The sequence below is a fragment of the Chromobacterium sp. Ag138 genome, from assembly GCF_055181315.1.
On record NZ_JBUPWA010000001.1, the window covers coordinates 4,339,529 to 4,350,042 of the forward strand.

11 protein-coding genes and 1 tRNA gene are annotated in these 10,514 nt (G+C 62.3%); all 12 read left to right on the forward strand.

Annotated elements, in window-relative coordinates; genetic code table 11:
- The first annotated feature begins 60 nt into the window (after nucleotides 1-60).
- Nucleotides 61-1,962 carry a threonine--tRNA ligase gene (gene thrS, locus ACY3GB_RS20250; RefSeq protein ID WP_463090315.1) on the forward strand — a complete coding sequence of 634 codons (1,902 nt, stop codon included), beginning with the start codon at nucleotides 61-63 and terminating at the stop codon, nucleotides 1,960-1,962.
- Between the two features lie 41 nt (nucleotides 1,963-2,003).
- Nucleotides 2,004-2,522 carry a translation initiation factor IF-3 gene (gene infC, locus ACY3GB_RS20255; RefSeq protein ID WP_076098326.1) on the forward strand — a complete coding sequence of 173 codons (519 nt, stop codon included), beginning with the start codon at nucleotides 2,004-2,006 and terminating at the stop codon, nucleotides 2,520-2,522.
- Between the two features lie 153 nt (nucleotides 2,523-2,675).
- A complete protein-coding gene (gene rpmI / locus ACY3GB_RS20260; protein ID WP_011134904.1) occupies nucleotides 2,676-2,873 on the forward strand; it encodes a 50S ribosomal protein L35 in 198 nt (65 codons plus the stop codon).
- Between the two features lie 13 nt (nucleotides 2,874-2,886).
- On the forward strand, nucleotides 2,887-3,246 hold the full coding sequence (rplT, locus tag ACY3GB_RS20265; protein WP_021477050.1) for a 50S ribosomal protein L20: 360 nt from the start codon (nucleotides 2,887-2,889) through the stop codon (nucleotides 3,244-3,246).
- 140 nt (nucleotides 3,247-3,386) lie between these two features.
- Entirely contained in the window at nucleotides 3,387-4,373 is a 987-nt protein-coding gene (locus ACY3GB_RS20270) for a phenylalanine--tRNA ligase subunit alpha (RefSeq protein ID WP_046168571.1), read from the forward strand.
- A gap of 18 nt (nucleotides 4,374-4,391) precedes the next feature.
- A complete protein-coding gene (gene pheT, locus ACY3GB_RS20275; protein WP_463090316.1) occupies nucleotides 4,392-6,749 on the forward strand; it encodes a phenylalanine--tRNA ligase subunit beta in 2,358 nt (785 codons plus the stop codon).
- Between the two features lie 71 nt (nucleotides 6,750-6,820).
- Entirely contained in the window at nucleotides 6,821-7,123 is a 303-nt protein-coding gene (locus ACY3GB_RS20280; protein WP_011134908.1) for an integration host factor subunit alpha, read from the forward strand.
- The gene (locus ACY3GB_RS20285) at nucleotides 7,092-7,457 is read left to right on the forward strand and encodes a MerR family transcriptional regulator (protein ID WP_463090317.1); all 366 of its coding nucleotides are present in this window, start codon (nucleotides 7,092-7,094) and stop codon (nucleotides 7,455-7,457) included. Before ACY3GB_RS20280 ends, ACY3GB_RS20285 begins: the two co-directional genes overlap by 32 nt.
- Nucleotides 7,458-7,487: 30 nt before the next feature.
- Nucleotides 7,488-7,564 (forward strand) — tRNA-Pro (locus ACY3GB_RS20290).
- Nucleotides 7,565-7,781: 217 nt separating this feature from the next.
- Nucleotides 7,782-8,159, forward strand: coding sequence for a DUF1289 domain-containing protein (locus ACY3GB_RS20295; protein ID WP_463090318.1), 378 nt, complete (start codon nucleotides 7,782-7,784; stop codon nucleotides 8,157-8,159).
- On the forward strand, nucleotides 8,060-8,776 hold the full coding sequence (locus ACY3GB_RS20300) for a methyltransferase domain-containing protein (RefSeq protein ID WP_463090319.1): 717 nt from the start codon (nucleotides 8,060-8,062) through the stop codon (nucleotides 8,774-8,776). The genes ACY3GB_RS20295 and ACY3GB_RS20300 overlap by 100 nt, the downstream gene beginning before the upstream one ends.
- Before the next feature lie 86 nt (nucleotides 8,777-8,862).
- On the forward strand, nucleotides 8,863-10,514 hold a 1,652-nt coding region (locus ACY3GB_RS20305; protein WP_463090320.1), incomplete at its 3' end, for a methyl-accepting chemotaxis protein.

Below are 10,514 nucleotides of genomic sequence, written 5' to 3' on the forward strand. Positions count from 1 at the left end.
TTTTTTACCCTTTTGCTTTAGACTCGATCACAAAAATCTCTCGCCCTCGTTGGAGTTGACATGCCAGACATTCGCTTGCCGGACGGCTCGGTCCGTTCTTTCGACAAACCGGTAACGGTTCATGAAGTGGCCGCGTCCATCGGCGCCGGTCTGGCGCGCGCCGCGCTGGCGGGCCGCGTGGACGGCCAGCTGGTGGATACCAGCTACCTGATCGACCGCAACGCGGATCTGGCCATCGTCACCGACAAGGATGCCGACGGCCTGTCCATCATCCGCCACTCCACCGCCCACTTGCTGGCTTATGCCGTCAAGGAGCTGTTCCCGGAGGCGCAGGTGACCATCGGGCCGGAGATCGAGAACGGCTTCTACTACGATTTCGCCTACAAGCGTCCGTTCACGCCGGAAGATCTGGCGACGATCGAGAAGAAGATGGCCGAGCTGGCGAAGAAGGATATTCCGGTCGAGCGCTACGAGCTGCCGCGCGACGAGGCCATCGCCTACTTCAAGAGCATCGGCGAGGCCTACAAGGCCGAGATCATCGAATCGATCCCGCAGGGCGAAGTGCTGTCGCTGTATCGCGAAGGCGAATTCACCGACCTGTGCCGCGGCCCGCACGTGCCGTCCACCGGCAAGCTGAAGGTGTTCAAGCTGATGAAGGTGGCCGGCGCCTACTGGCGCGGCGACAGCAAGAACGAGATGCTGCAGCGCGTGTACGGCACCGCCTGGGCCAAGAAGGAAGATCTGGACGCCTACCTCTACATGCTGGAAGAGGCGGAAAAGCGCGATCACCGCAAGCTGGGCGTGCAGCTGGACCTGTTCCACCTGCAGGACGAAGCGCCGGGCATGGTGTTCTGGCATCCCAAGGGCTGGCAGCTGTGGCAGAGCGTCGAGCAATACATGCGCGACAAGCTGAACCGCGAGGGCTACAAGGAAATCCGCACGCCGATGATGATGGACGCCCATCTGTGGGAGCGTTCCGGCCACGCCGCCAACTACCGCGAAAACATGTTCATCACCGAGTCGGAAAAGCGCGACTACGCGGTGAAGCCGATGAACTGTCCGGGTCACGTGCAGGTGTTCAACAGCGGCCTGCGCTCGTATCGCGACCTGCCGCTGCGCTATGCCGAGTTCGGCTCCTGCCACCGCAACGAGCCGTCCGGCGCGCTGCATGGCATCATGCGCGTGCGCGGCTTCGTGCAGGATGATGGCCACATCTTCTGTACCGAAGATCAGATCAACCAGGAGGCCAAGGATTTCCACCGCCTGGTGATGGAAGTGTACGACCGCTTCGGTTTCGACAAGGTGTCGATCAAGCTGGCCCTGCGTCCGGAAAAGCGCATCGGCGAGGAGTCCACCTGGGACAAGGCCGAGGAAGGCATGCGCGAAGCGCTGCGCGCCTGCGGCGTGGAATGGGAAGAGCTGCCGGGCGAGGGCGCTTTCTACGGCCCGAAGATCGAATATCATATCAAGGACGCGCTGGGCCGCTCCTGGCAGTGCGGCACGCTGCAGCTCGATTTCATGCTGCCGGAGCGTCTGGATGCCGAATATGTGGCGGATGACAACAGCCGCAAACGTCCGGTGATGCTGCACCGCGCGGCGCTGGGATCGCTGGAGCGCTTCCTCGGGATTCTGATCGAAAACCACGCCGGCGCTTTCCCGCTGTGGCTGGCTCCGGTGCAGATGGTGGTGATGAATATCACCGAAGCGCAGGCGGATTATGCGGTTGAAATTGCGAAAGAGCTTGAGAAACAAGGATTCCGAGTCGCGCTTGACTTGAGAAACGAGAAGATCGGCTATAAAATTCGCGAACACAGCCTGCAGAAGTTGCCATATCAGATCGTGATCGGCGACAAGGAAAAGGCAGGCGGTCTGGTTGCCGTGCGCGCCCGGGGCGAAGACCTGGGCCAGCTCACGCTGGATGCCTTCGTGGCCCGCCTCAAGGCTGAGATGCCCGAGGCCTGATCCGGCGGCGGCAGACACATTATTTTTTAGGAGATTTAGCTATAGCTCAGGAACGCGAAGCACGGATCAACGGCGAAATTACCGCCCGTGAGATCCGTCTGGTAGGTAAGGAAGGTGAGCAGATTGGCATCGTCAGTCTGCGTGAAGCGATGGCTCTGGCCGAAGAGGGCGATGTGGATCTGGTGGAGATTTCCCCGACCGCTCAGCCCCCGGTGTGCAAGCTGATGGACTACGGCAAGTACAAGTACGAGATGTCCAAGAAGCGTCACGAAGCCAAGCAGAAGCAGAAGCAGGTTCAGATCAAGGAAATCAAGTTCCGTCCGGGCACCGACGATGGCGACTACAACGTCAAGTTGCGCAACCTGGTCCGTTTCCTGACTGAAGGCGATAAGGCCAAGGTCACCCTGCGCTTCCGCGGTCGTGAGATGGCACACCAGGACATCGGCCTCGCGCTGCTCAAGCGCGTGGAAGCCGACCTGGCGGAAGTGGGCACTGTGGAACAGTTCCCGCGACTGGAAGGCCGCCAGATGGTCATGATGATTGCGCCGAAGAAGAAATAATCGGTATAATCATTTTTCGACACGGCAGAGTACGCTCTGCCGTGTCGATTTTGTAGGTCGGCAACGATCTGCTCAAAAGCGTGACGCAGCGGTTTCAAGAGCCTTCGGGCCACCCTGTGTCTAATCTAAACAAAATTCAGCAGGAGCATTTCCATGCCGAAAATGAAGACCAAGTCGAGCGCGAAGAAGCGTCTCAAAGTACTGGGTGGCGGTGGTTTCAAGCGTGCACACGCCTTCAAGCGTCACATCCTGACCAAGAAGACCACCAAGAACAAGCGCCAATTGCGCGGCACCTCCATGGTGGATGCGACCAATGTGGCCTCTGTTCGCGCCATGATGCCCTACGCTTAAGGAGACCTGAAATATGCCACGCGTAAAACGCGGTGTAACCGCACGTGCTCGTCACAAGAAAATCCTCGCCCTGGCGAAAGGCTATCGCGGCCGCCGGAAGAACGTCTATCGCATCGCCAAACAGGCGGTGATGAAGGCGGGTCAATACGCCTACCGCGACCGTCGTCAGAAAAAGCGTCAGTTCCGTCAACTGTGGATTGCCCGTATCAACGCAGCTTCCCGTGAAAACGGCCTGCCGTACAGCAAGTTCATGAACGGCCTGAAGAAAGCAGCTATCGAAATCGACCGCAAGGTCCTGGCCGATCTGGCCGTGTTCGACAAGCCGGCTTTTGCGCAGATCGTCGAAAAGGCGAAAGCAAGCCTCGCTGCTTAATCGCCGGGACGGATCTGAAGGGAGGCAAACATTTGCCTCCCTTTTTTTCTTCCGGCCGCCCTTTTCAGAGCGCTGATCAGAGCGGGTATGCTCGATGCCCGATGTGATCAGCCTTCTATTCGCATACGGTGTGGGACACGATGAACAACGTTGACGCGATTCTCCAAGCAGGCCAGGCGGCAGTCGCCGCCGCGGCCGATCTGATCGAGCTCGAGCAGGTCAAGGCACGTTACCTTGGCAAGAGCGGCGAGCTGACCGAACTCCTCAAACAGCTGGGCAAGCTGGCGCCGGAAGAGCGCAAGGCCGCCGGCGCCACCATCAATCAAGCCAAGCAAGCGTTCGAAGCCGCGCACAACGACAAGCGCGACCAGCTCAACGCCGCCAAGCTGGAAGCCCAGCTGGCCGCCGAGGCGCTGGACGTCACGCTGCCGGGCCGCGGCTCGGCTGGCGGCGGCCTGCATCCGGTGGCGCTGACGCTGGAGCGCATCGCCGGCCTGTTCCGCACCATGGGCTTCGAAGTGGCCGACGGTCCGGAAATCGAAAGCGATTTCTACAACTTCCAGGCGCTGAACATTCCGGAAAACCATCCGGCCCGCGCGATGCAGGACACCTTCTACGTTGAAAACGGCGATGTGCTGCGCACCCATACCAGCCCGATCCAGGCGCGTTTCATGGAAAGCCACCAGCCGCCGATCAAGATCGTCGCGCCCGGCCGCGTGTACCGCGTCGACTCCGACGCCACCCATTCTCCGATGTTCCACCAGATGGAAGGCCTGTGGGTGGACGAGGGCGTGTCCTTCGCCGACCTGAAGGCGGTGGTCACCGACTTCCTGCGCCGCTTCTTCGAGCGCGACGACCTGCAGGTGCGTTTCCGTCCGTCCTTTTTCCCGTTCACCGAGACTTCGGCCGAAATCGACGTGCTGGACGAGCAGGGGCGTTGGCTGGAAGTGGGCGGCTGCGGCATGGTGCATCCCAAGGTGCTGAGCATCGCCAACATCGACCCGGAAAAATACACCGGCTTCGCCTTCGGCATCGGCCTCGACCGTTTCGCCATGCTGCGCTACGGCGTCAACGACCTGCGCCTGTTCTTCGAGAACGATCTCAACTTCCTGAAGCAATTCAACTGATCGCGCACGGAGCCGACTATGCAATTTTCCGAACAATGGCTGAGAAGCTGGGTCAATCCGGCGCTGAATACCGAACAATTGTCCGACCTGCTGACCATGGCGGGCCTGGAAGTGGAAGAAACCGTCGCCGCCGCGCCGGCCTTCAGCGGCGTGGTGATCGCCGAGGTGAAGGAGTGCGTCAAGCATGAGAACGCCGACCGCCTGCGCGTGACCAAGGTGGACGTGGGCGCCGGCGAGCTGGTGCAGATCGTCTGCGGCGCGCCCAACGTCGCCGTCGGCGTGCGCGTGCCGTGCGCGCTGCCGGGCGCGGTGCTGCCCGGCGATTTCAAGATCAAGCCGACCAAGATGCGCGGCGTGGAATCCAACGGCATGCTGTGCTCCGGCAAGGAGCTGGGCGTGCCGGAAGATGTCGACGGCCTGATGCTGCTGCCGGCCGACGCGCCGATCGGCCAGAGCATCCGCGATTACCTGGGTCTGGATGATCAGCTGTTCACGCTGAAGATCACGCCCAACCGCGCCGACAGCCTGTCGATCCGCGGCATCGCCCGCGAAGTGGCGGCGCTGACCGGCGCCGCGCTGGCCCCGGTGGCCATCGCCCCGGTGGCGCCGTCCATCGACGACGTCCGCCCGGTGAAGATCGAATCCCGCCAAGCCTGCGGCCGCTATCTGGGCCGCGTGGTCAAGGGCGTCGACGCCGCCGCGGCCACGCCGGCCTGGATGCGCCAGCGCCTGGAGCGTTCCGGCCTGCGCTCGATCTCCGCGATCGTGGACATCACCAACTACATCCTGCTGGAGCAGGGCCAGCCTATGCATGCTTTCGATCTGGCCAAGATCGAGGGCGGCATCACGGTGCGCCAGGCGCGCGCCGGCGAGAGCCTGCTGTGCCTGAACGAGAAGACCGTCGAGCTGCAGCCCAAGCATCTGGTGATCGCGGACGACGCCAAGCCGTTGGCCATGGGCGGCATCATGGGCGGCGAGCACAGCGGCGTCACCACCGCAAGCCGCGACATCTTCCTGGAGTCCGCGTTCTTCGCGCCGGAAGCGATCGCCGGCAAGGCGCGCGAGCTGGGTTTCGGCTCCGATTCGTCCTACCGCTACGAGCGCGGCGTCGATTTCGCGCTGCAGCGCGAAGCGATCGAGCGCGCCACCCGCCTGGTGCTGGACATCTGCGGCGGCGAAGCCGGCCCGGTGGTCGAGGAAGTGGCCGAATTGCCGAAGCGCCAGGCCGTCACGCTGCGCGTGGCGCGCGTGGCCAAGGTGCTGGGCGTGGCGCTGTCCGCCGAGCAAATCGGCGACATTCTGTCCCGTCTGAGCCTGTCCTACACGCTGGCCGATGAAGTCTTCACCGTGCAGGCGCCGTCGTTCCGCTTCGATATCGAGATCGAGGAAGACCTGATCGAGGAGGTGGCGCGCGTCTACGGCTACAACGCCATCCCCGCCGACGCGCCGCGTTCCGGCATGCGCATGCTGGCGCAGCCGGAAGAGAAGCGACCGGTGGATCAGTTGCGCCACCTGCTGGCCGGCCGCGACTACCAGGAAGTGGTCAGCTACGCCTTTGTCGACGAGCGCTGGGAGCGCGATTTCGCCGGCAACGACAACGCGATCCGCCTGCAGAACCCGATCGCCAGCCAGATGAGCGTGATGCGCTCGACGCTGATCGGCGGCCTGGTCGACGTGCTGGCCGGCAACATCAACCGCAAGCAGCCGCGCGTGCGGCTGTTCGAGGTGGCGCGCGTGTTCTTGCGCGGCGCTGACGGTTTCGAGCAGCCGGAGCGAGTGGCCGGCCTGGCCTGGGGTCCGCGCCTGTCCGAGCAATGGGGCGCCAAGGCCGAGCGCGTCGATTTCTTCGATGCCAAGGCCGATGTCGAAGCCTTGCTGCATCCGGTCAAGGCCGAGTACCGCAAGGCGGTCCATCCGGCCTTCCATCCCGGCCGCTGCGCCGAGGTGCTGGTGGACGGCAAGGCGGTCGGCGTGATCGGCGAGCTGCATCCGCAGTGGGTGCAGGCCTATGACCTGGTGAATGCGCCGGTGCTGTTCGAGCTGGATCTGGCGGCCGCTACCGCGCGCAGCCGCATCAAGGCGCGGCCGGTCAGCAAGTTCCAGCCGGTGCGCCGCGATCTGGCGCTGCTGGTGGACGAGGCTGTGACTGTGGCGCAGCTGCTGTCCGCGTTCGATGCCAAGCGCGCTGAAATCGTCACCGATATCGCCTTGTTCGACGTTTATCGCGGCAAGGGCGTCGCCGAAGGCAAGAAGAGTCTGGCCTTTAGCGTGCTGATGCAGGACAATAGCCGGACCCTGACCGACGAGGACGTGGAGCCGGCGATGCAGGCCCTGCTGGACGCGGTGTCGGAACTGGGCGCGCAACTGCGCGTGTGATCAAGATGTGGGCGGGCGGATCCCGGTGGGTCCGCCCGTCGATTGTGGTTTAGAAGTTTGAGGGGAATGTCATGACTTTGACGAAGGCTGAACTGGCCGATTTGCTGTTTGACCAGGTTGGTCTGAACAAACGCGAAGCCAAGGACATGGTCGAGTCGTTTTTCGAAGAGATCCGGCTGGCGCTGGAATCTGGGGATTCGGTTAAGTTGTCCGGTTTCGGCAACTTCCAGCTGCGCGACAAGCCGCAGCGTCCGGGCCGCAACCCCAAGACCGGGGAAGAGATTCCCATCACCGCCCGCCGTGTGGTAACGTTCCACGCAAGCCAGAAACTCAAGGGAATGGTTGAGCAATACCATGCTAACAAGCAAGGCTGATCTGCCGTCGATTCCGTCTAAGCGTTACTTCACCATCAGCGAAGTCGGCGAACTCGCTGGGGTGAAGCCGCATGTGCTGCGTTATTGGGAGCAGGAGTTTTCCCAATTGCGCCAGGTGAAGCGGCGCGGCAACCGCCGTTATTACCAGCATCACGAAGTTTTGCTGGTGCGCCGCATTCGCGAATTGCTGTACGACGATGGCTTCACCATTCAGGGCGCTCGCCAGCGGCTGGGAATGGGCGATGATGGCGAACGTCCGGTCACCGCGCAGGAAGTGCGCGCCGAATTGGAATCCATCCTTGAATGGCTGGATTCGGGTATTGGCAAAAAATAATAAATCAGTTACACTGTGTTTCTCTTGAGTCGGGGTGTAGCGCAGCCTGGTAGCGCACCTGCATGGGGTGCAGGGGGTCGGAAGTTCGAATCTTCTCACCCCGACCAATAAGATCTAAAGCCGTATCAAACTGAAACGCCAGCGCAAGCTGGCTTTTTTGTTTTCCATTTCCCGACTCCATTCGCGGCGCGGTTTTATTTTCCTTCCCGTTATCGGTTTTATCCGATGCCAGTTTGTCCTTCTCTTGCTGATATACTCGTTTTGGTTTTGTCGCGAGCGACAGACCGTTTTTCAAGCCATTGTTTTTCCGAGCCGAGCATCTGAATGAGCATGACCCGTCCCGATTCCCCCTGCATCGCCCTGTGTTCCACCGCGCTGGGCGACAACGTTTGCCGCGGTTGCGCGCGCACCTTCGCCGAAGTGAGCCAGTGGTGCTTCATGTCGGCCGATGAGCGGGAGGCGGTATGGCTGCGCCTGCCGGCGCGCCTGCGCCTGCTGCAGCTGGCGGCGGCTTGCGGCGCGCTGCTGGAGCTGGATGAGCTGGATGGCGCCGAGTGGGGGCGTTTGCCCGGGGGCGGGCATTATCGGCTGGACGAGGCGGGTTGCTTGCGCTGGCGCGACGCCGCTTCGACGCGCGAGGAAGCGTGCGATTGCGCGGGCCTGTCGCTGGAGCGGGTGGCGGCATGGCTGCGGGAGAGGTGAATCGAAAGGAATGTATGGCGGACAGTTCCAAGGCGGATTTCTGGGAGCAGCGTTACCGTGAAGGCGTGATGCCATGGGAGGGCGGGCAGCTGCCGCCGCCCGCGCGCGAGTTTTTCGCCGCGCAGCCGCCGCTGCAGGTGTTGATGCCGGGCTGCGGCAGCGCGGCGGACATGTCGCCCTTGCTGGGCATGGGGCACGAGGTGCTGGCGGTGGATTTCAGCGAGGCGGCGGTCGAGCTCGCCGCCAGGCAGTGGCCGGAAGCCGCTGGCCGATTATTGCTCGCCGATTTTTTCTTGCAAGAACTGCCCGTTTTCGACTGCGTGTTCGAGCGGGCTTTTTTGTGCGCCTTGCCTGTCCGCATGCGAAAGCAATATGCTGATCGAGTCGCGGCGCTGGTCCGTCCCGGCGGCGCGCTGGCCGGGGTGTTTTTCATCGCCGACACCGAGCGGGGGCCGCCATTCGGCATCGATGCCGAGTCTCTGGCGGATCTGCTGTCGCCGTGGTTCGAGCTGGAAGCGGATGAGGCGCTGGGGTCGAGCGTCGCGGTTTTCCGCGATAGCGAGCGCTGGATGATATGGCGGCGGCGAGGGTTTGATGTGGATCAAGTTTCCGGATGAGAATCGGCTGGCAATTGCGGCGCGCATCGGAAAAAATAACGTCCTAATAAAAAATAGCGGCGGCACAGCCGGCAAGAGGAGAGCAAATGGAGTGGTTTTGGCGCTTGTACACGTTTTCCGAGAAGACGTTCTGGAACACGCTTGGCAAGAAGTTGTGCAGTTTTTTCTTCATCAGCTTGTTCCAGCTGCTGATGGTGGCCTACAGCTACCATGCCTTGTCCGACATTCGCGACAGCCTGCGCGGCGCCGGCGTGTCGCCGCAGATCATGGCCGGGGTCGAGGCCAGCATAGACAGCGCGCTCTACTGGACGCTAGGGCTGTGGGCCTTGAGTTTCGTCTTCATCGCTTTCATGGTCTGGTATCTGCGCTATCTGATCGTGCGGCCGTTGCGCATGATCATCCAGATCTTCAACGAAATCGGCGCCGGCGCCGGCGATCTGTCGCGCGAGATTCCCACCATCACCTATGACGAGATCCGCGAGCTGTCGCTGTCTTACAACCGCTTCTTGCTGAAGATGCGGGAAATCATCAGCAAGGTGAGGCTGATGACGGTGCGGATCGCGATGGACTCCGCGGTGACGCGGCGCAATGTCACCGAGTCGCTGGGCAGCGCCCGCCAGCAGGACGATCTGGCCAAGCAGGTGAGGCAGGCCAGCGATGATTCGACGCGCGGCGCAGGGCTGGTCACCGAGCAGACCGAAGCTATTTCTTTCACCACCGCCGAGAATTTGAAGGTGGCGCGGGACTCGTATCAGGAGTTGCGCCTGGTGACGGAAAGCATTCACGACATCAGCCGCAAGGTCGGCCATTTCAACCACACGGTGGAAGATCTGAGCCAGCGCTCGGCCAGCATCAAGACCATTGTCGATCTGATCAAGGACGTGTCCGAGCAAACTAATCTGCTAGCGCTGAATGCCGCCATCGAGGCGGCGCGCGCTGGCGAGAGCGGCCGCGGTTTCGCGGTGGTGGCGGACGAGGTGCGCAAGCTGGCGGAGCGGGTCAAGACCGCCACCGACGAGATATCGCACAACATCGACGGCATGCTGGGCCTGGTGGCGAACACCCAGCAGGAAACCGAGGCCATCACCGCCGATACCAATCAGGCGCGGGACGTGATTTCGCGCGCGTCCGAGCATTTCAGCAAGATGATGGGCGATTTCGAAGCGACATCCAGCGGATTGAGCCAGATCGCTTCCACCATGCACGGTTTCGCCGACAGCAATCAGCAGGTCAACCGGAATGTGGCCGAAATCCACCAACTGGGGCAGTTGGTGAGCGGCCGCCTGGGGCAGACGGAAAAAGCGGCGACCGAGCTGACGGTGGCGGCGGAGCAGGTGCAGGAGCTGGTTTCCAAGTTCGTCATCGGCGACGGCGCTTTCGACCAGGCGGTGAATCGGGCGCGGGACGTCCGCGATCAAGTGCAGGGCCTGCTGCAGCAGGCCTTGCAAGGTGGTCTGGATCTGTTTGATCAGCGTTACCAGCAGATCGCCGGCACTGCGCCGGCGAAATACCGCACCGCTTACGACGCCAAGCTGGAAAAGCTGCTGCAGCCGATGCTGGACGGCGTGGTGGGGCAGATTCCGGGCGGCAAGTTCTGCGTGGCGGTGGATGGCAACGGCTACGCGCCGACCCATAACAGCTGGTACAGCAAGCCGCCCAGCGGCGATCCGGCCAAGGATCTGGTCGAGAGCCGCGACAAGCGCATCTTCAACGACGCCGCTGGCCTGCGCGCGGCGCG

Bases quoted from the DNA above. Each gene is read 5' to 3' on its own strand.
- thrS (WP_463090315.1), top strand. From the start codon at position 61: ATGCCAGACATTCGCTTGCCGGACGGCTCGGTCCGTTCTTTCGACAAA.
- rpmI (WP_011134904.1), top strand. From the start codon at position 2,676: ATGCCGAAAATGAAGACCAAGTCGAGCGCGAAGAAGCGTCTCAAAGTA.
- rplT (WP_021477050.1), top strand. From the start codon at position 2,887: ATGCCACGCGTAAAACGCGGTGTAACCGCACGTGCTCGTCACAAGAAA.
- ACY3GB_RS20270 (WP_046168571.1), top strand. From the start codon at position 3,387: ATGAACAACGTTGACGCGATTCTCCAAGCAGGCCAGGCGGCAGTCGCC.
- pheT (WP_463090316.1), top strand. From the start codon at position 4,392: ATGCAATTTTCCGAACAATGGCTGAGAAGCTGGGTCAATCCGGCGCTG.
- ACY3GB_RS20280 (WP_011134908.1), top strand. From the start codon at position 6,821: ATGACTTTGACGAAGGCTGAACTGGCCGATTTGCTGTTTGACCAGGTT.
- ACY3GB_RS20295 (WP_463090318.1), top strand. From the start codon at position 7,782: ATGAGCATGACCCGTCCCGATTCCCCCTGCATCGCCCTGTGTTCCACC.